This is a genomic window from Romboutsia sp. 1001285H_161024_C4, assembly GCF_015550185.1.
Lineage (GTDB): Bacteria > Bacillota > Clostridia > Peptostreptococcales > Peptostreptococcaceae > Romboutsia_C > Romboutsia_C hominis.
Genome location: NZ_JADNAJ010000004.1, coordinates 44,603 through 64,809 on the forward strand (window position 1 = coordinate 44,603; position 20,207 = coordinate 64,809).

18 protein-coding genes, 1 pseudogene and 1 riboswitch are annotated in these 20,207 nt (G+C 28.3%); of the genes and pseudogenes, 4 read left to right on the forward strand and 15 right to left on the reverse strand.

Features of this window, described 5'->3' with window-relative positions; translation table 11 throughout:
• Window positions 1-355 precede the first annotated feature (355 nt).
• The 5 genes from nrdG to I1959_RS08440 form a co-directional block, all read right to left on the reverse strand.
• Complete coding sequence (nrdG, locus tag I1959_RS08420; RefSeq protein ID WP_092922915.1) at window positions 356-859, reverse strand: anaerobic ribonucleoside-triphosphate reductase activating protein; 504 nt, start codon at window positions 857-859, stop codon at window positions 356-358.
• Window positions 860-875: 16 nt separating this feature from the next.
• Window positions 876-3,005, reverse strand: coding sequence for an anaerobic ribonucleoside-triphosphate reductase (gene nrdD / locus I1959_RS08425; protein WP_166504818.1), 2,130 nt, complete (start codon window positions 3,003-3,005; stop codon window positions 876-878).
• A 420-nt stretch (window positions 3,006-3,425) separates the two neighbouring features.
• Entirely contained in the window at window positions 3,426-3,806 is a 381-nt protein-coding gene (locus I1959_RS08430; RefSeq protein WP_092922909.1) for a hypothetical protein, read from the reverse strand.
• 207 nt (window positions 3,807-4,013) lie between these two features.
• The gene (locus I1959_RS08435; protein ID WP_092922906.1) at window positions 4,014-4,226 is read right to left on the reverse strand and encodes a hypothetical protein; all 213 of its coding nucleotides are present in this window, start codon (window positions 4,224-4,226) and stop codon (window positions 4,014-4,016) included.
• Window positions 4,227-4,402: 176 nt separating this feature from the next.
• Window positions 4,403-6,970 carry a cell wall-binding repeat-containing protein gene (locus I1959_RS08440; RefSeq protein ID WP_166504817.1) on the reverse strand — a complete coding sequence of 856 codons (2,568 nt, stop codon included), beginning with the start codon at window positions 6,968-6,970 and terminating at the stop codon, window positions 4,403-4,405.
• 190 nt (window positions 6,971-7,160) lie between these two features.
• Window positions 7,161-7,331, forward strand: a riboswitch (Lysine riboswitch).
• A gap of 276 nt (window positions 7,332-7,607) precedes the next feature.
• Between I1959_RS08440 and I1959_RS08445 the strand changes: the two genes are divergently transcribed.
• Window positions 7,608-9,074 carry an amino acid permease gene (locus tag I1959_RS08445; protein WP_195237922.1) on the forward strand — a complete coding sequence of 489 codons (1,467 nt, stop codon included), beginning with the start codon at window positions 7,608-7,610 and terminating at the stop codon, window positions 9,072-9,074.
• Window positions 9,075-9,118: 44 nt separating this feature from the next.
• Here I1959_RS08445 and I1959_RS08450 read toward each other — a convergent pair whose 3' ends face one another.
• Window positions 9,119-10,027, reverse strand: coding sequence for a LysR family transcriptional regulator (locus I1959_RS08450; protein WP_166504815.1), 909 nt, complete (start codon window positions 10,025-10,027; stop codon window positions 9,119-9,121).
• Between the two features lie 221 nt (window positions 10,028-10,248).
• Here I1959_RS08450 and I1959_RS08455 point away from each other — a divergent pair, with 221 nt between their 5' ends.
• The gene (locus I1959_RS08455; RefSeq protein ID WP_166504814.1) at window positions 10,249-11,070 is read left to right on the forward strand and encodes a nitroreductase family protein; all 822 of its coding nucleotides are present in this window, start codon (window positions 10,249-10,251) and stop codon (window positions 11,068-11,070) included.
• Window positions 11,071-11,368: 298 nt separating this feature from the next.
• Here I1959_RS08455 and I1959_RS08460 read toward each other — a convergent pair whose 3' ends face one another.
• The 5 genes and pseudogenes from I1959_RS08460 to I1959_RS15785 form a co-directional block, all read right to left on the reverse strand.
• Window positions 11,369-11,764 (reverse strand): DNA alkylation repair protein, encoded by a 396-nt coding sequence (locus tag I1959_RS08460; RefSeq protein ID WP_330405549.1) that lies wholly within the window; start codon window positions 11,762-11,764, stop codon window positions 11,369-11,371.
• Between the two features lie 36 nt (window positions 11,765-11,800).
• The gene (locus I1959_RS08465; protein WP_092922888.1) at window positions 11,801-12,265 is read right to left on the reverse strand and encodes a methylated-DNA--[protein]-cysteine S-methyltransferase; all 465 of its coding nucleotides are present in this window, start codon (window positions 12,263-12,265) and stop codon (window positions 11,801-11,803) included.
• A gap of 137 nt (window positions 12,266-12,402) precedes the next feature.
• Window positions 12,403-12,963 (reverse strand): annotated as a pseudogene (locus I1959_RS15490) (DUF4269 domain-containing protein).
• Window positions 12,964-13,047: 84 nt separating this feature from the next.
• On the reverse strand, window positions 13,048-13,314 hold the full coding sequence (locus I1959_RS15780) for an aminotransferase class V-fold PLP-dependent enzyme (RefSeq protein ID WP_334293979.1): 267 nt from the start codon (window positions 13,312-13,314) through the stop codon (window positions 13,048-13,050).
• Between the two features lie 142 nt (window positions 13,315-13,456).
• Window positions 13,457-13,732 carry an aminotransferase class V-fold PLP-dependent enzyme gene (locus I1959_RS15785; protein WP_330405548.1) on the reverse strand — a complete coding sequence of 92 codons (276 nt, stop codon included), beginning with the start codon at window positions 13,730-13,732 and terminating at the stop codon, window positions 13,457-13,459.
• Window positions 13,733-13,932: 200 nt separating this feature from the next.
• Between I1959_RS15785 and yedE the strand changes: the two genes are divergently transcribed.
• A complete protein-coding gene (gene yedE, locus I1959_RS08485) occupies window positions 13,933-15,021 on the forward strand; it encodes a YedE family putative selenium transporter (protein ID WP_166504810.1) in 1,089 nt (362 codons plus the stop codon).
• Window positions 15,022-15,129: 108 nt separating this feature from the next.
• A complete protein-coding gene (locus I1959_RS08490; protein WP_166504809.1) occupies window positions 15,130-15,366 on the forward strand; it encodes a putative Se/S carrier-like protein in 237 nt (78 codons plus the stop codon).
• 72 nt (window positions 15,367-15,438) lie between these two features.
• On the opposite strand, the gene I1959_RS08495 is transcribed toward I1959_RS08490, so the two are convergent.
• The 4 genes from I1959_RS08495 to I1959_RS08510 form a co-directional block, all read right to left on the reverse strand.
• Window positions 15,439-16,488, reverse strand: coding sequence for a 4Fe-4S dicluster domain-containing protein (locus I1959_RS08495; RefSeq protein WP_195238104.1), 1,050 nt, complete (start codon window positions 16,486-16,488; stop codon window positions 15,439-15,441).
• Between the two features lie 118 nt (window positions 16,489-16,606).
• Window positions 16,607-18,001 (reverse strand): MATE family efflux transporter, encoded by a 1,395-nt coding sequence (locus tag I1959_RS08500; RefSeq protein WP_092922876.1) that lies wholly within the window; start codon window positions 17,999-18,001, stop codon window positions 16,607-16,609.
• 390 nt (window positions 18,002-18,391) lie between these two features.
• A complete protein-coding gene (locus I1959_RS08505; RefSeq protein ID WP_092922873.1) occupies window positions 18,392-18,694 on the reverse strand; it encodes a hypothetical protein in 303 nt (100 codons plus the stop codon).
• A gap of 169 nt (window positions 18,695-18,863) precedes the next feature.
• Entirely contained in the window at window positions 18,864-20,207 is a 1,344-nt protein-coding gene (locus I1959_RS08510; RefSeq protein WP_195237924.1) for an MATE family efflux transporter, read from the reverse strand.

A 20,207-nucleotide genomic window follows, 5' to 3' on the forward strand; every position in this document is an offset into this window, starting at 1 on the left:
ATTAATTCTCTATTTATTTAAAGTATATCATAATTAATCATTTTTGTAAATGATAATAATTATTAATTTCATTTTTTGAAACTAAACGTTAAAGTACTCTATGAAATTACTTCTTCTAGCATAATAATTTTTTATTTTGTAAAAAATTCGCTTCGCTTAAGCCACTGCGTGGGCGCTACACTTCATGTCACCAACGACTTTGTCCGTTCCTCAAATGTCACGTTTTACATTTTCAATCTTATTGACATATTTTACTTTCATGAGTTGTTAACATTTTTGTGCTTAATATAATTTACTTACATGTAAAAAATGCATCAAGATAAAATTTATATTTATCTTGATGCATTCTACATACTTAACCTAGCTCATAAAATACTATTTTATTACTTAATAATGTCTTTTTTACGTCTATAACTCTTTGATTTGATGAACCTCTTAACATTAGGCTTAGATTTCTATTGTTTTCTTCAAACTTACCATCTATTAATACATCTATATATTTTAATACTTTCTTTTGACTTTCATCAAAATTTTCTAGTGTATATCCACTCCATAGGTATATCATTTTATTTGGGTAATGTTTCTTAAATTCTTTGCATAAATTAAATACACCTTCTACATTTTGAGGGCATAATGGCTCTCCTCCTAATATAGATAAGTCTCTATCTATATTATTTTTATTTATATTATCAATAATATATTGTAAATCTTCTTGTGTAAATTCTTGACCTCCGTTAAAATCCCATGTTTCTCCATTGAAACATCCTTTACAGTGGTGGGGACATCCTTGTGTCCAAAAAGACATTGTTACTCCAAGTCCATTAGCTATGTCATTGTCTTTTATTTTGGCAAATCTCATATTATCACTCCAAATTCTATAAGTGAAGTACTCTCTCACCTATCTCTTGAGTACGTCCTTTACCCCACATATTTGCCCCAATGTATCCACAAGTTCTTCTCATAACTTGCATTTCATCTTTATCTCTGTTTCCGCAGTTTGGACAATACCATTCTAAATCCTTATCAAGCTTTATTTCACCTGTGTATCCACATTTATAGCATATATCTGGCTTAGTATTTATTTCTGCGTATTGTATATTGTGATAGATGTAATTTATTATTTGCTCTACTGCTTGTAGGTTTTTACTCATATCCGGTACTTCTACATAACTTATACATCCACCTAAACTTATGTCGTGGAATTGACTTTCAAACTTTAATTTTTCAAAAGCATCTATTTCTTCAGTTACGTGAACATGGTATGAGTTTGTATAATACATTCTATCAGTTACATTTTTAATTTCTCCGAATTTTTGCTTATCTATTCTACAGAATCTTGAAGTTAAACTTTCTCCAGGAGTTCCGTATAATCCAAATCCAAGACCAGTTTCTTCCTTCCAACTTTGGCAAGCATCATTTAAATGGTGCATAACTTCTAATGCAAATGCTTCCCCTTCTTTAGTTGTATGACTTACACCAAGCATTGCTTGAGTCATTTCATATACCCCAACATATCCTAAAGAAAGAGTTGAATATCCATCCTCTAAAAGAGCGTCTATCTTCTCTCCTTTTTTAAGTCTAGCTATTCCTCCATGTTGCCAATGTATTGGAGATACATCTGATTTTACTCCTTTTAATAAATCATGTCTAACCATTAAAGCTTCTTTACAAAGTTCTAATCTTTCATCTAATATCTCCCAGAATTTATCCATATCTTTATTTGCAGTTAATGCAACTTGTACTAAGTTTAATGATATTACACCTTGATTGAATCTTCCATACCACTTATAATTTCCATTTTCATCTTTCCATGGAGATAAGTGACTTCTACATCCCATAGGTGGGAAAGTATTTCCTTCATAATTCTTTCTCATTATTTTAGCACTTTGATAATCTGGAACTAATCTTTTCGTATTACATTTAGCTGCTAGCCTTGTAATATAGTCATACTTACCACCTTCTAGGCAGTTATGTTCATCTAATAAATAAACTAGTTTAGGGAATTCTTCTCCTACTTCTTGTCCTTTGTAGTTTTTCATTCCTTCTAATCTTTGCGCTATCATTTCTTCGCAAATTAAAGCCATTTCCCTTTCATATTCATGACCTTCTTCAATCTCTAAATATATAGTTGAAAATGGTGATTGACCATTACTTGTATATAACGTTGATAATTGATATCTTATAGTTTGTATACCTGCTTTTAGCTCCTCTAACATTCTTTCTTCAGCTAATTCTTTAGCCATTTCTTCAGAATACTTTTCTTTGTATTTATTGAAATATTTATCATACGATACTCTTAAAAATGGTGCTATATGCTTTATAGTTATAGAGTTTCCACCATATTGACCGCTTGCTATTTGAGCTATTATTTGTGTTGTAACTGTACAAGCTGTTGTAAATGATTTTGGTGATTCTACTAATTTATTACTTATTACTGTACCATTATTTAACATATCTTCTAAGTTTATAAGCATACAGTTATGAATTGGTTGAATTGCATAGTCCATATCGTGATAGTGAAGTACACCTTCATCATGGGCATGCGCTATATGTGCTGGTATTAATTTTCTTCTTGCTATATCTTTTGAAACTTCTCCAGCTATTAGGTCTCTTTGAGTAGACGCTAATAATCCATTTTTATTTGAATTTTCATTTATAACATCTTCATTACTATTGTCTAGTAATCCTAATATACTTTCGTCAGTTGTATTCACTTCTCTTTTAAATGACTGTACCGCTCTATATCCTTCATAAGCTTTCGCAGTCAATTCGTGTTTATAATCTATTAACTTCTTATATACCATATCTTCTATTTGATATACTGTCGGCGAAGGTGACTTTTCATAACAATTTTCTTCTATTTCGTTAGCTATTTTTTTAGCTATTTCTTCTTCATATATACCGCTACCATATTTCATAGCATTTAGTATTGCATTTTCGATTTTTATTTTATCAAACTCTGCAACCTTTCCATTTCTTTTTATTATATTTAATTTTCTGGTCATAAAACTCTCCTTTTGCCTAATATTTCTTGATGTGTTTGTCAAGTCTTACTAGATAAAAAAACAATAACTTTTTTAATAAAAAGTATTGACTTTTTTGTTTTTCAGCACTTTACTTAACTTTGCATAAGCACTATATGTAGTAACACAACCTCTATTTTATACCATATATAGTGTATATTCAAGCTATTTATATTCACTTTTCTTATACCCCTTGATACCACCTAATTCTAGCTTAAATTTTATATTTTTCAGTAAATTTCCTTATTTTTTTATATTTTTTTGAAAATTTTATAATATCTCGATGTAAATAATCTAATAAATATAAAAGTAGCTATAGATCATATTTACCCAAATTTTTATACAAATAAAATTTATTTTATACTAAAAAGACACTTATATCATTAAATAATATAAGTGTCTTTATATTCTATATCCTAAAAATAAACAAGAATCATGATTAGAGATACTATCCCATACATTAAATAAATTGTCATACAAATATTTATAAGAATAGACTTTATATAATTTAGAATAAGCTAAAACTATCCCCCATTGATAAGTTCTATATACATTATTTCTATGTATATATGGTTTAATCTTCTCTTTATTATAATATATGTATTCTTTCTTTAATGACGTTTTAATTTCTTTTAATATTTTCATAGCCTCCTTTTGCTTTCCCTGTGATATGAGTTTCATACCTTCACTAGACCTTGAAATATAATAATCTATATTCTCAATCATCTCTTCTTCTGAAACTAACCTTTTGTCAAATTCTAAAACAATACTTTGGTTAAACATATGAACTCACCTCTTTATTAATATACTTTTACAAATTTAAACAAATTCCTTTAATTAATCCACTTTTTTTATATCTTTGTATTTATTATTTAAATATATTAAAAAACACTAACTTTAATAAGTTAGTGTTTTAGTAAATAATCTAAATAGATACTTATATAAACATATAATACTTAAATTATATACCTTTATAAATACCTATTTAATTTATTTATTTACTTTTCTTTCTTCCCTTTTTTCTTCAAACTTTTCTTTTTCTAATTTTTTCATAGATTTTTGATGAGCTTTAGCTTCTTTTTGTGCTTCTTTGTAATTTCTTTCGCTGTTAATTTCGAATTCCTTTTTATCACATTTCTCAGATTTTCTTTCTATCTTTTTAGCTTCTCTTTCTTCTAATATTATTTCTTTTTCCAACTTCATTTTAATATCTCCTAACTACATTCTTTAAATTCTTCAATTTCTTTTTTACTTGAATTAAGCTTTCTATCCATATATATTAATTTTATTCCCATATTTTTACATATAAAACATATAAGTTAGATTTTAAACAAAAAAATACTAACTTTACTTGTTAGTATTTTTTATAAAGAATTTAGTTATTTGTTTAATATATCAATTATTTGACTAAATGAATTTTCATTTCCATTTCCACCAACTTGAGTTACTTCATTTGTTTCTTTAGATGATAAAATTTCTTTTTGCTTCCAATTTAAATTACTTCCAACTATTACAATTGGAGAGTTTTTCTTAGCTGCTAATACTCCTGCTGATAGGGCGTCAATTAAATCATCTTGTTTATTTATGCCATCTTTTGCTATAAGTATGTCTTCTAGATTTTTTTCTTTATAAAAGTTCTCTAAAATTAAAGCATTGGTTTCATTTCTATCATCTCCACCTATTCTTTTATAGTTAGGTAATTTAGTTGTTATATCATTAGATATAGTACTTTGTCCACCTATAACATAAGATGTTTGTATATTGTTTTGTTTAATAAACTTATTAATTTTATCAAAATTTTCATTTTGTGATGTTAGTATTATCGGCATATTCTTATTGGCTGCGACAGGTGCTATACTAACTGCATCTGCTAATCCTTTAACTCCATTTACAACAGCTATATTTGATATGTTACCTAATCTTTTAGCTATTTCTAATGATGTGTCATATCTATCTATTCCACTTATTCTATTTACCTTAAATCCATCATATTCAAGCTCATTTACTATATTATTCGATACTGAACTTGTACCTCCAATAATATATATATTTTTAGCTTTTAGTCTCTTTATCTCTTGTTCAATATTATAATATAAGCTGTCATTTGGTGTTAGAAGTATTGGAGCATTTATAGATTTTGCAAATGGTGTGGCTGAAAGAGCATCTGCTATAGAACTTGAATTTACTAATACTACATTATCAGAAGTATCCCAACCTTTTTGACTTATCATTATAGATGTTTCATATCTAGTTTCTCCTACCATTTTACTTATAACTACTTTAGGATTATTTGAGCTTACCTTCATTATCCCAACAGCTTTTAGAGCATTTTCTACTGTTTCTTTTTCACTTGCTGTTTTAGCTTTTAATAATAATACTTCTCCTAGATGATTAAAATCTGATTGAGAATATAAGCCTTCTGTAAGTGCATCATAGAAAAGTTTACCCATTTTTTCTTCTCCGATACCTTTAACATTAATACCATATTGTGTTCCACCTTCAGATATTAGGTAAGCTAATTTATTTATTATACCACTATTTTCATGTACGTAATCATTGTCACAGCTATCATTATGTACATGAGACCTTCTACAGATTTCCATATTATCTACATTATCTATATCTGGGTTTTTCATGCTTCTTAAGTATCCATATTTTGAAAAATCTTCTCCTATAGTCCAATTTTTGCTTGATTTATAAGTATGTTCTACTAAAGTACCAAAAATATCTCCATATGCTTCGTTTATAGCGCCTGATTGAGATACATAATCTAAATTAGCAGTATGTCTTACTACTGAATGAGTATATTCATGTCCAATTACATCTAATGATCCTGCAGAATCATAAGTTGTTGAGTTTTCATTTCCAAAAACTAGTATATCAACTCCATTTACTAGACTGGAAAATGCATTTCCTGGCTCATTTACATTTACAAGTAATTCTGGCTTACTTCCCTTTCCATCTAGCCCATCTCTATTGTATTTATTTAAATAAAAATCGTAAGTTTTTCCTACATGGTAGTTTGCATCTACAAACTTTCCATCGCTCTTTTCTAGTTTTGTGCTAAAATATTTTATATCATTATCCATGCCATAAGGAATTTTATTTTGATAATAATATTGATAAAAATATTGACCTTTTATATCTAAAGTTTTTATAGGTTTTGATCCTCTACTTAAATCTATAAAATAATACCCGTCTTTAAAGCCTGCTTCACCTTGTCTATGTATTACTTGTATTTCTCTTTCATCTCCAAATACACCTTTTGCTTTAATTTTTTCTGATTTGATTATATTGTTTGTGTTTTCGTATTGATTTATTATATCTCCACTGTTAGCATCTATAAATACAATTTTGTTATAAATTGTTTTTCCTATTATATTTACATCTACTTTGTATGCAAGTTTATATTCTTCTTTACTTTTATATAAATATAACTCTACTTTTTCATTTTTATTTAATTCATTTTTTAGTTCAAGTTTTTCCTTTGCTATCTTAAGTGCATCATCTTTAGTTAAAGTCGGATTATAGTTAAATCCTTTTAATGTCTTTGATGTTGGCTCTATATATCCTGAAATTGATTTTATATTTCCGTCATAATCTACGCATCCTACTAAATCTGAACCATAGATAGGTATATTATTTATATACTGTTGAAGTCTTACTATAACCTGAGAATCATTTTTATCATCTTCTTTTGATTTGACTTTGAAAGTAGAAGTTTTTTCTACATTGCTTAAATAATTAATTAGGATTTGTTGAGGTGATATACCTTCTTTTTTCTCTTCCTTTATATTACCACTTACTACAAATGGTTCCGATTTTTCTATAGCTTTTTTTAATTCTTGTTTTTGCATATCCTCACTTGCAAAACTCAAACTAGTTAGATTTATAGTTATTAAACATAGTGTTGTTATGCTTGCTATGCTCTTTTTTAATAATGTCACTTGCTTTCCCCCTCAATTTTCTTTATTTAATGCTTTTGCTCCTTGTTATATTTTTACTAACTATGTTAACTCTATTTTAACACTTGCAATTATTGTTAGTAAACTTATTATTTATTGTTTTTGTACAAAATCTAATCTTTTCTATTGACTTATTTTTTGTTTTGGTTATAATTTAAAACAACAAGTAGATAACTGAGATAGAGGCGCGAAATTTAAGAGTAGTATTATGGAGGTAAGCTCAATGAAATAATACAAAAGGAAATTTCGCCGAAGTAAATAGTTAATGGCTTTGATACTATTTACTGGGCTTATGTAAAATATGCATAAGACTGTCACATTTTTGTGGAGAGCTATTTTCAATGAAAACGTACGGTACGTTGTATTTTTTGTATATAATTTACGTATTTTTGTCATGGGTATAGTCTCATGGCTTTTTTTGTATACAAAAACCTTATGTAAACCTAAAATTACTGATAACTTATATAAGGTATATCAATAACTCAATAATATAAAAATATATCTGAGTAACCGTCGAAGTCGTTAGCGACATAAACTAAGCGCATTTTTATTGTTAGATAAATTTTATTATCTTAGTTACTTACTTATGGAAAATTTACACCATAAGGAGGATAATCAAATGAGTGAACAAAATCAAGAATTAAAAAGAGGATTAAAAGCAAGACATCTAAACATGATAGCACTAGGTGGTTCTATTGGAACAGGTATATTTCTTGCAATGGGAGATACTATCTATCAAGCAGGACCTGGTGGTGCATTAGTTGCATATGTTTTAGTAGGCATTATGGTTTATTTTTTAATAACAAGTTTAGGTGAAATGGCTACTTTTATGCCAATCTCTGGATCTTTCAGTTCCTATGCTACTAAATTTATTGACCCAGCACTTGGGTTTGCACTTGGATGGAATTACTGGTACAACTGGGCTATAACAATAGCTGCCGAAATGGTTGCAGGTTCTTTAGTTATGAAATTTTGGTTCCCAAACATACCAGGAGTTTACTGGAGTTTATTATTTTTAATAATAATTGTCGGATTAAACTTCCTATCATCAAAAGCCTACGGTGAGTCTGAATATTGGTTTGCTGGTGTTAAAGTTGTTACTGTAATTATATTTTTAATAATAGGTGTATTAATGATAGTTGGTATAATTGGTTCTGATGAAATAGGATTTCATAATTATTTTATAAAAGATGGACCTTTCCATGGTGGAATAAAATCAATCTTTGCCATTTTTCTAGTTGCAGGATTTTCATTTCAGGGAACCGAACTTATAGGAGTTGCTGCTGGAGAAAGTGAAAATCCAGAAAAAACTATTCCTAGGGCTATAAAATCCATATTTTGGAGAATATTAATATTTTATTTAGGAACGATAATAGTTTTAGGTGCTATAATACCTTTTACACAGGCTGGTGTTTCTGAAAGTCCATTTACTATGGTATTTGAGAAAGCAGGTATAGCTGGAGCTGCTTCTCTTATGAATGCAGTAATATTAACATCTGTATTATCTGCTGGAAATTCTGGTATGTATGCATCAAGCAGAATGCTTCACTCTATGGCTAAGGATGGACTTGCTCCAAAGCTATTTGCTAAGACTAATAAAAGAGGTGTTCCTGTAAATGCTTTAATATTAACTACTATAGTTGCATCTTTTTGTTTCTTAACAGGTGTATTTGCCGAAAGTACTGTTTATGTTTGGTTAGTTGCTGCATCTGGCCTTGCTGGATTTATAGCATGGGTTGGAATAGCAATATGCCATTATAGATTTAGAAAAGCATATACTCATCAAGGTAATAATTTAAAAGATTTAAAATTTACTGCTAAATGGTATCCTTTTGGACCTATACTAGCATTAATAATGTGTATAGTTATAATAATAGGTCAAGGTTATTCTTGTATTAAACCAGATGGCATTGACTGGAGTGGTTTAATAGCTTCTTATATAGGTATACCTCTATTTTTAAGTTTATATATAGGTTATAAAATTAAGCACAAGACTAAACTTATCCCTCTTCACAAGGTTGATTTAACTTATGGAGAAGATAAAAATTTAGATAATATAGAAAAAAAGATCCTTGAATTAAATTAATAAACATAAAAAATGTAACTCCTTTAACTTAGGAGTTACATTTTTTATGATGAAGTTATATAATTTCTATCAACATATTCTAATATATAATCTCTAAATAACTTTGCTATTGGAGGTATATATGAATTTTTTAAATAACTCATATATATTATTCTTTCCTTAATAGTTTCTTTAATATTTATTTTAGATAGTGTATTTGTATTGATAGTTGGTGAATCAGGAACTACTGAAATCCCTGCTCCAGCAGATACTAATCCTTCTATTACACTTCCTATATTAGCTCCTTTTGGCTGAATTGATATTTTAGGGGTATACCCTAAAGCATCAGTACAAGAAAGAATCCTATCTTTACTACCTTCACAAAATGCTATAAAAGATTCATTTTCTAATTCCTTTAAAGATACCTCTCCTCTACCGGCTAATTTATGATTCTTTGGTACTATTAATATATACTCTTGCTTTTTTATTGGTATAGATTCTATATTAATATCCCAAATAGGTTCTGTATGATTATCATAGAAACCAATATCAATTTTTCCTTTTTTTAAATCTTCTATTATTTCAGTTACAGACTGTTGGTTAAATTGAAACTTTACATTAGGGTTATCATTTAAGAAATCGCTTATTATAAAATTCATAAAATAAGCTCCTACTCTAGATGTAGAGGAAATAGAAACTGTCCCTGTAGTATCACTAACCATTTCATCTAATTCCTTTATCCCTTTTTCAATCTCTACCAATGCTCTCTCTGCATGAACTAAAAATAATTTCCCAAACCTAGTTAGTTTGACATTTCTGCCACTCTTTTCAAATAAAGGGACTTTTAGTTCTCCTTCCAACTTTGCTATTGATTTACTTAATGCTGGTTGAGTAACTAATAATAACTTTGAAGCTTTAGTAAAATTTTCGGTTTCAGCGACTGTTTTGAAATACTCTAGTTGTTGTAGGTTCATTTTCTACTCCTTTTTATAATTTATCAAATCTATAACTAAAAGTTATATGTTTATGAATATTTTAAATTAGACATAGTGGTTATAACAGTGCTATAATCACTATTATCCTTAATAAATATATTTGTATTTTCTTATGAATTTTACTTATTAGTATACCAAAATAATTAAGACATATAAATTAAAATTGAAAGATATTATATAAATTAAAGGGAGTGTTTTTTATGATGAAAGTAGATAAGGATCTTTGTATAGGATGTTCTCTATGTGTTAAAGATTGCATGGTTAAAGATATTGAACTTATAGATAAAAAGGCTCATATTAAAAATGTAGCCTGTTTTAAATGTGGTCACTGTATTGCAATATGCCCTAAAAATGCAGTATCAACTGATGATTATAACATGAATGAAGTTAAAGATTATAATAAAGAGGATTTCTCTATTGATGCAGATAATTTACTAAACTTTATCAAGTTTAGAAGAAGTGTAAGACACTTTAAAAATCAGGATGTAGAAATAGAAAAACTTTCTAAAATCATAGAAGCAGGGAGATTTACTCAAACAGCAAGAAATGCACAAGATGTATCTTATATTGTAGTTAAAGATGGCATAGAAACTTTAAAAGAAATGTCTTTAGAAAGATTAAGTGATATGGGTAAATATATGCTTGCTAACTTAACACCTGAAACAATGAATTTAAAGCTATATGCCCAGATGTGGGTAAAAATGTATGAAGAATTTAAAGCAAATCCTACTGGTAGGGATAGTCTATTCTTCAATGCTCCTGCTGTAATACTTGTAGTTTCTGATAATCCTGTAGATGCTAGTTTAGCTTCCTCTAATATGGAACTTATGACTAATGCTCTAGGCCTTGGAACTTTCTTTAGTGGATTCTTTACAAGATCTGCTGAAGGAAATAAAAAAATTATGGACTTCTTAGGACTGAACGAAAATCAAAAAATTGTAACTTGCATGGTTATCGGATATCCAGATGTAAAATATCAAAGAACAACTCCAAGAAAAGAAGCACAAATATCTTGGAAGTAATCTAAATAAAAAATTCGCTTCGCTCATGTCGCCAACGACTACGTCCGTTGCTCAAAATATATTTTTCTACATTTTCAAACTTGTTGATATATCTTATATCCATAATTTATCAACAGTTTTGTTCTTAATATAAAATCCTTGTATGTAAAAAAATAGAAATGGGCTATGTTAAGGTAAATTAGCCCATTTTTACTATCTCTTCATTGATTTTATTAAGACTTTCCTTTCTTTGTCAATCTTTAAAGATTCACATATTTTCTGGAGAGATTTATTGTAAGTAAAATCATCAAGATTATTATTATTTAAATATTCTAGTGTTATATTTTTTTAGAAATTCCCATACTATTTCTTTATTTTTATTGGTTATTTTAAGCCCACTACAAAAACTATCACATACAGACCAGTTATTTATTTTAGGAATAAAGTTTTTTATATATACTAATATTTCTTCTATATTACTATCCTTAACATATCCTATTACCATTCCCTGTAGCATAACCTCTTCAAAATATGTATCATTAGCATTTTTTAGATATTCTCTCCAGTCTTTTTTAGCTATTCTCTTCGCTATTTTTCTTAAACACAAAAGTCTAACACCTAGTATATTCTCAACTCCTGGTATTAGCCTTGAAGAAAATTCTCTATACTTTTCTTCTGATAATTTCAAAAGTTCTTCTCTAATTTTTTCGTTCATATATCCCTTCTCCATATAATGTTAATATACTTTTATTTAATTATTATTTTCCATATCTAATAATTGTTTTTTTATCTCTAAACCCGCAGCATAACCAACTAAACTTCCATCAGCACCTATAATTCTATGGCATGGAATTATTATTAATATAGGATTTTTATTATTTGCCATTCCCACTGCTCTAGCTGCTGTTGGCTTACCTATTTTTTGAGCTAATTCTTTATAACTATATGTTTTGCCATATGGTACATCTTTAAGTTCATTCCATACTAGCTTTTGAAATTCTGTACCGTTAAGAGAAAGTGGTACATCAAATTCTATTCTTTGTCCTAATAAGTATTCCTGAAGTTGCTTTGCTGTTTCTTTAATTAATGGTGTTTCTTCAATATTCATATCTTCTGATGATAGTTTCTCCGCTAGATAAAGATCTGTTATTCCTTTTCCATCTTCAGCAATTCCTATCTTTCCCAGCTTTGTTTCATAATAAAAAATATTTTTCATATAAACACCTCATTTGTTAATTTGCATATGTTATTTCATAATCTAATATACAATACTTTATATAATATTTATATAATAAAGAAGTTACTATACTAAAAATAAGCATAATAACTTCTTTATATTTTTCTATATTAATATTATTTTAAATTTTTTAAATCATCATCATAGTATTCTTCTAATTCTAGTAAACTTTCATATGGATTACCTTTTAATCCTAGTTGTTTAGCAAAAGCTGGCTCTGTTTTTAATCCCCTCTTTTTTAAAGCTATTATTTCATTTTTAAAATCTTTTCCTAAAATCTCTATCAATCTAGCTTCTATCACCATATGTCTATATCCGTTGGTTTTCTCTGAATGATTTTTGCTCGCATATATCTCTATTTCTATATCATCCACATAAAAGTTACATACTATTATATTTTCTATACTATTTTATATTACTTTAAATCCTTTTCTTATTTCAAATTCATTGACTAATACTTCTTTAAAAGTAACGAAGTTTTCTACTTCACATACAATATCTAGATCACTACTTTCTATGTTTATTTGTATTGGAATAGTTCCTATCAGTATTGGGTTGTAATCCTTGAGTACTTCAAATATATTTATTCTTTTAAGTATTTCATAACTTTTTCTTTGAGTATTATTCCCCTCTTTTAGGTATGATATATCCTTCCAGTTTATGTCCTTTATTTTCATATCTTCCCCTTATTCAGATCTTTAAATGTAAATTGATTTTAAAAATGATTATCCATTTTCTTAAAGTATATTATAAAACATGAATTATTTATTTATCCATATATTTTTCACACAATCAATAATATAATCTATTTCTTTTTCTGTGTTAAAGTACACAAAACTAAATCTAACAGTACCATTAGGAAAAGTTCCTAGTGTTTTATGAGCAGAAGGTGCACAATAAAGACCGCTTCTAGTTGATATACCGTAATTTTTATCTAACATATGACATACTATCCCATTATCAAGTTCTTTAAAATCAAGAGAAACTACCGAGGTTCTATTTTTAGTATCAAGCTTTCCAACTAACAAACTTTTATCTATTCCTTTTATTCCACCTACAAATCTTTTAGTTTGATTTCGCCTAAAAAGTTACAATTAACTTTTGTAATCGTTATGTCATTTAAAGAATTCAACGGTCTCATAACTGCATTGTGCTCCATAGAAGAAACTATTACATTGTCACCTTTTTTAGTAAGCCTTTAATTACTATATTTAAGCTAGTTGTAATATTAGGTGTGAAAACAACATTTTTAGGTTTATCAAAATTGAATAATTCACATATTAATTCTCTAGTTTCATATAGAACATTTTCCGCTTCATAGGATGATGAATATGCACCTCTATTTACATTACAACCTACATTATTTATATAATCTAGCATAGTTCCACCCTTTAATGTTGTCTTTGGATATGATGTTGCTCCATTATCACAATGTATCTTATCCATTTTTCCCCCTAATTAAATATATCTTAAGTTTAATATATCATTCATTTTTATTACTGCTATACTGTTTTTATCTATCTTTACATGAGTATTTTAGAATTTTTCTATACTACATTTTTACCTAATTATCTACAAAATGGCTATGTTATACTTTGCGTGGAAAAGTATTTTGTATCTAACAATTTCATATGGGGGTATTTTTAATGAAGGAAAAAAGAAACATCATTATCGGTGGAGCTATAATTAGAATTATATCTGTTTTATCCGTACTTTATGGAAATCCAAAGAATATGGGAATATGTGTAGCTTGCTTTATTAGGGATATTGCAGATTCATTAGGTCTTCACAGAACTGAAATAGTTCAATATATAAGACCTGAAATTATAGGAATGGTGCTGTGTTCTTTTATTTTAGCACTTGGTAGTCGTGAATTTAAGTCTCGTGGTGGCTCTTCTCCATTTATAAGATTTTATCTAGGATTTATAGTAATAATAGGAGCATTAATGTTCTTAGGTTGTCCTACTAGAATGGTGCTTAGACTTGCAGGTGGAGATTTAAATGCTTTATTTGGTATAGGTGGTTTTGTAGTAGGTATACTTATTGGTATAGTTTGCTTGCGAAAAGGATTCTCTCTCAAAAGAAGTTACAAACAAACTAAATTAGAAGGATTTTTATTCCCAGCTATAAATATTGTATTATTCATTATGCTAATATCATCTTCTGCTTTATTATTATTCTCAAAAGAAGGTCCTGGTTCTCAGCATGCTCCAGCTTTTATAGCTTTAACAATAGGGCTAGCTGTTGGAGTTATATGTCAAAAAACTAGATTGTGTATGGTTAGTGGATTTAGAGATTTAATATTGTTTAAAGATTATTATTTTTTATTAGGATTTTTAGCTATGCTAGTAGCTGCTTTTATAGGGAATTTAACTTTTGGATTCTTCACTCCTGGATTTACTGATCAGCCAGTAGCCCATACAGATGGTTTATGGAATTTTTTAGGTATGGTATTAGCAGAATGGGGTTCTGTATTATTAGGTGGTTGTCCTATGAGACAATTAATTTTATCTGGCGAGGGAAATATTGACTCTGTAATAACTATATTTGGTATGCTTGTTGGAGCAGCTTTTTGTCACAACTTCCAATTAGCATCTTCTTCAAAAGGACCTACATCTAATAGTCAAATAGCTGTGATTGTATGCTTTTTTATACTTGGTATCATTTCATATTACAGTTGCAAGGCTGATAAAGATATAAAAAATAAATTAAAAGTAGATGTTAGTATTGGCTAAAAAAATAGATGCTAGAGGATATTCTTGTCTTCAACCTGTACTCATGGCTAAGAAGGGTTTAGAAGAAAATCCTTAAGGTGTAGAAGTTTTGGTAGATAATAATGCTGCTTGTCAAAATATAAAAAGTTTACTCATTCTTGCGCTATTAAATTTTCTAGATTTTTAACTAAAAGTGGTATGGAAAATGAGTCTTCTCCAGTTCCCAGAAATTTAAGCTCTAACTGTGGTATTGGAGTTAGCTTTTCTTATACAGATGACATAAATAAACTTTATATAAAAGATATAGAAAAAATTTATTTTATAGATTGTAATGAGTACTCTTTGTATAAGGATTTTGATGATTAAATAAATTTATAAAAGCTGTAGATAAGTTTGTTTAATACAACTTTACCTACAGCTTATTTTAATTCAATATGTTTACCTTAACCAATCAGGATTTCCTGGAACGAAAGGTCTTTTACCAAACTTTTCTTTATATTCATCAAGAGCCTTTTTTATAAGTTCTTGATTATCTTTAAAAGTATTTACTTCTTTTATAGTTTCTAACTCTTGTGCAAATGGACATACTGATATACACATCCCACAATCTGTCCCCATATACAACCATTTTATGTAACAAGATTCTTGCTCTATTACCCAAGAATCTTTATCTGGCTTATTGGATAAAGATTGCGAAGGACAAAAATGTGCACACTTGTTGCACAATTTACAGAAGTCATCTAGCCCAAAATCTATTTGCTCATCTACATCTAATTCTAAATCTGTAGTTACCACTCCAAGTCTTATTCTTGAGCCATACTCTTTAGTAGTTAAAATAGTATTTCTTCCTATCTGTCCAAGTCCAGCATCTTTTGCCACCCTAACTGGCATCAATAAATAATTCGAGTCCATATGATTTCTAGCTTCATAGCCTAGGTTTCTTATGTAATAACTAAGTACCATCCCAACTATAGATGCATCTACATAGCACTTACTAGTTTCTATAACTTCTGCTATCATAGGTCCTCTATTTATCATATCTTTATCCATCTCTACTGCAAATACTATTCCATATTTGTGATGATTAGTTATTTCTTCACCATAATTTTCTTCATGTCTTCCTCTATGAGTATAATAATGATAGTCTTTTAATTCTGTTATCCCTACTAATTTAGCTCCATACTGTTTTGCAAACCCCTTTATTTTCTTAGTTATTATTTTTTTATTTACTTTTACCTTTTCTGGTTTAGGTTTGTTTTCACATAAGTGCTTTATGTCTGATAAAAATTCAAATGCAGACAAAGCCATTGGTGAATTTGTTGGATTATACGTCATACTTTCCTCACTGCATAGATAAGGTCTAGTTCTTATGCTATCATCTATATCCTTTTTTTCAGGATTTCTCGAGTAGTAATCTACATAAGCCTCACTACCCTTTTCATAGTTTGATCTAGCAAACATTGTATCTCTTTCATCAACTCTATTCATTATTTTACTTGTCATCCCCTTTGACTTAGTGTTAGTAGATAATATATTCGACTAAATCTCCTATAATCCTTTATACAAAAAAGATACTACATAATTTATTGTAGTATCTTTTTATATATTAATTGTTAACACAAGCCTCTAGATTTTTATTATCTTTTTCTTTATAATCAATATCTCTAATCCACTTTTTGCTAAATAATCTAAACACACACCAAATTCCCTTTAAAATCTCATCTGATTTTAATACAATAAGAACTATTCCTGGAGGTAATTCTAAAACAATCCCAGCTACATATCCTAGTGGAATAGATATAATCCATAAAAATAATACATCCGCAATCATTAAAAACTTAGTATCTCCACCAGCTCTAAGTACCCCTTTTGTAAGAAGTGTTGCTACAGACATAAATACTACTAAAACTGACGTTGAGTTCATTAATTGATAGGCAATAGATTTAGTATAATCTGATATATTATAAAAATCTATTACAATATATTTAAGGCTAAATATAACTACTCCTGAACATCCCCCTAATATAATAGCCATAGCCAAGAACGTAACAGCTCTTTTATATGCTGATTCATAATCTCCTTTACCTATAGTATTGCCTGTAATAACTCCACTTGCATTAGATACACCCATTAAAAATACATTAGTAAACTGTAGGACAACAGCAGATATACTGTTAGCTGCCACCATGTCTGAACCCATTCTACCCATTATTACAGATACCATGTTAAGACCAAGAGCAAGTATAAGATCACTTACTAAAACAGGTCCACCTATTTTTATATAACTTTTAAGTAGCTCTTTATCTAAAGTAAGTAAATACTTTAATTTGAAGTTAAGTTTTTTATCTATCTTAAATAAGTAAGTAACTACCACTGTAAATTCTATAATTCTAGCTATAAGAGTAGCTATTGCTGCTCCTTGTATTCCAAGTTCTGGTGCGCCTAATTTACCAAATATTAAAACCCAATTTAGAAAAATATTAAATCCAAAAGATGTTAAAGATGCAAATAAAGCAACTTTAACTGACCCTACTGTTCTAAACAAAATATTTACTGTAGTAGATATTCCTTGGAATATAAATGATAATGATATTATCTTAAGGTACATTACTCCTTGATCTGCCACAGGTAATTCACTAGTATATATAGACATTATTTTATCTGGCATAAACTGTGATAAACTTAAGAAAATTATAGCAAAAGCTATACTAGCTCTTATCAATATTGATAATACTTTGTTAATGGAATTTATATCCTTCTTGCCCCAAAATTGACCAGATAATACACCTGCTCCTCCACCTAGTCCAAAGTTAATAATTAAAAATATAAAACAAAATTGATTCGCTAAGGATGCTGCTGATAGTGTTATCTCCCCAAAAGAGCCTAACATCATAGTATCTGTCATACTTACACCAACATTTATAAGTCCCTGCATAGCTATCGGTATGCTAATTTTTAGTACATCTTTATAAAAAGATTTTTCTTTCACAAAAACACTCATATTCTCTTTCCTCCTTATGTTAATAACTTATTTATGATATAAAAAGCTGGATAAGTTGCAAGCTTAAAGCTCACTTCTTATCCAGCATATAATCTTAATTTATAAGCACATTTTAATTATTAGCTTGATTATTTTATTATATTATATAATATAATATTTTATTTGTAAATTATTTAAACTTAAAACAATATCACAATTATATAAAATTCCTTTTGCTAAAAATATAATTTAACTTGTCCATAGTTATTATTTTTAGAGTGAGATTTTAGAGTTTTTTGATTCCGAATAAAAATAAAAGAAGATATTATCATAAGACTATGGTAGCATCTTCTTTTACCTTTAATACTTTTAGATTAAATTTTATTCATTACCTAACTAAACGTTATATTATTAAAAATACATCTTATCGCTATCTTTATAACAGTAATATGTCTTTTCTTTTGTTTCTATACGTAAAGAATCATCATATACTACTATCTCATCTATAGCACTGTCTTCTACTTCACATACAGTAGTATTTTTACATTCTCCAAAACTTAGATATCCTTTATCTTCTTTAGGCTCATATCTAAATTTTATATTAGCCTCTTTTATATTCATTTCTTCACCATTTACTTTGCTGCTTACTTTTATATCTGTATATTCATTTGTAAGAAGTAAATTTTGTATTTTGTAAGTTAATTTATCAGTCATAATCTTATGCCTATTTCTAAGTACATTTAATACTTAAAATCCTTTCATTATATTTATATGTTTAATATAACAAATTTAATTGACATTAACAATTAGGCACTTTTTTGTAACTACCATTTTATTGTAGTTATAAAAACACCCTATCAAATATTGATATGGGTGTTTACTTTTAAATGTTTTTTACTTTTTTAAATTCTTTTAATAAAAATATACCTACTATAATCATAGCAATTATATCTGCTATCGGTTGTGATGACCATACTCCATTTAATCCGTATATTCTAGGTACTACAAGTATAACAGGTATCAATATTATTACTTGCCTTAATAAGCTTAGGAACATAGATATCTTTGCACTACCAATTGATTGGAAATATACTGCTCCTAAAATGGTAATAGCTGTTATTGGCAATGTAAATGTATAAATACTTATTCCATTCATAGCTAATTCAGTAAGTTTACTATCTTTTGTAAATATACTAATAAATAACTCTGGGAATAGTCTAATAAGTATAAAACCAAAAGTTAATATTATTGTTGCTACTATCATAGCTATTAACAATGTCTTTTTAGTACGGTCATATTGCTTAGCTCCATAATTATATGCAATTATAGTTTGCATTCCTTGGCTTAGCCCAAATACAGGCATTAAGAAAATCAAGTATATAGATGTTATGGTTGTCATAGCTCCTATTGCTAAGTCTCCACCGTATATTTTCAGTACTCTGTTTGTTACTAAATGTATAGAACCTGATGCTAGTTCCATAAAAAATGGAGTTAATGCTATTAATATAATAGCTTTTAAAAGTCTTTTTTCTAGCCTAATATTTTTGATTTTTAGCTTAAGATTTGATTTTCCTAGTGTAAAATAATAGGTAGACCATATAAATACTAACTGTTGACACATTATAGTTCCTATAGCTGCACCTTTTATTCCCATATCAAATCCAAATATAAATATAGGGTCTAATATTAGATTAAGAATACAACTTATTATCATCATTGTAGCAGCTAGCTTAGGTCTTCCTTCTGCCCTTATAGCACTATTAAGTGCAAACCCTGGCAAATTAAACCATGTACCAAAGAATATTACACTCATATAATCTCTTGCGTATTTAATAGTATCAATACTAGCTCCAAACATATAAAGTATATCATCTAAAAAGAATGCTCCTATTATCATTATTGCTATAGCAACAACTATTTCTAAAGCAAATGTATTTCCTAATATCCTTTCAGCTTCTTCTTTATTACCTTCACCGAGCTTTATAGATATATTAGTACTTCCTCCAATAGCAATTCCTACACAAAATGCTCCTAGTATTGTAAATAAAGGCATTGTCACTCCAAGTCCAGATATAGCAAGTGCTCCTACATCCTTAATAGAACCTATAAAAGCTCTATCTACTGTATTATATAAAGATGTTACCATCATTGCTAATATAGCAGGTACTGAATACTTAAGTAGTAACCTTCCTATTTTATCTTCTTTTAAAGCTTGTTGACTTTCCAT

Excerpts from the sequence above, each read along its gene's own strand:
- nrdG (WP_092922915.1), bottom strand. The coding sequence starts at position 859 with ATGAGATTTGCCAAAATAAAAGACAATGACATAGCTAATGGACTTGGA.
- nrdD (WP_166504818.1), bottom strand. The coding sequence starts at position 3,005 with ATGACCAGAAAATTAAATATAATAAAAAGAAATGGAAAGGTTGCAGAG.
- I1959_RS08430 (WP_092922909.1), bottom strand. The coding sequence starts at position 3,806 with ATGTTTAACCAAAGTATTGTTTTAGAATTTGACAAAAGGTTAGTTTCA.
- I1959_RS08435 (WP_092922906.1), bottom strand. The coding sequence starts at position 4,226 with ATGAAGTTGGAAAAAGAAATAATATTAGAAGAAAGAGAAGCTAAAAAG.
- I1959_RS08445 (WP_195237922.1), top strand. The coding sequence starts at position 7,608 with ATGAGTGAACAAAATCAAGAATTAAAAAGAGGATTAAAAGCAAGACAT.
- I1959_RS08450 (WP_166504815.1), bottom strand. The coding sequence starts at position 10,027 with ATGAACCTACAACAACTAGAGTATTTCAAAACAGTCGCTGAAACCGAA.
- I1959_RS08455 (WP_166504814.1), top strand. The coding sequence starts at position 10,249 with ATGATGAAAGTAGATAAGGATCTTTGTATAGGATGTTCTCTATGTGTT.
- I1959_RS08460 (WP_330405549.1), bottom strand. The coding sequence starts at position 11,764 with ATGAACGAAAAAATTAGAGAAGAACTTTTGAAATTATCAGAAGAAAAG.
- I1959_RS08465 (WP_092922888.1), bottom strand. The coding sequence starts at position 12,265 with ATGAAAAATATTTTTTATTATGAAACAAAGCTGGGAAAGATAGGAATT.
- I1959_RS15785 (WP_330405548.1), bottom strand. The coding sequence starts at position 13,732 with ATGGATAAGATACATTGTGATAATGGAGCAACATCATATCCAAAGACA.
- yedE (WP_166504810.1), top strand. The coding sequence starts at position 13,933 with ATGAAGGAAAAAAGAAACATCATTATCGGTGGAGCTATAATTAGAATT.
- I1959_RS08495 (WP_195238104.1), bottom strand. The coding sequence starts at position 16,488 with ATGAATAGAGTTGATGAAAGAGATACAATGTTTGCTAGATCAAACTAT.
- I1959_RS08500 (WP_092922876.1), bottom strand. The coding sequence starts at position 18,001 with ATGAGTGTTTTTGTGAAAGAAAAATCTTTTTATAAAGATGTACTAAAA.
- I1959_RS08505 (WP_092922873.1), bottom strand. The coding sequence starts at position 18,694 with ATGACTGATAAATTAACTTACAAAATACAAAATTTACTTCTTACAAAT.
- I1959_RS08510 (WP_195237924.1), bottom strand. The coding sequence starts at position 20,207 with ATGGAAAGTCAACAAGCTTTAAAAGAAGATAAAATAGGAAGGTTACTA.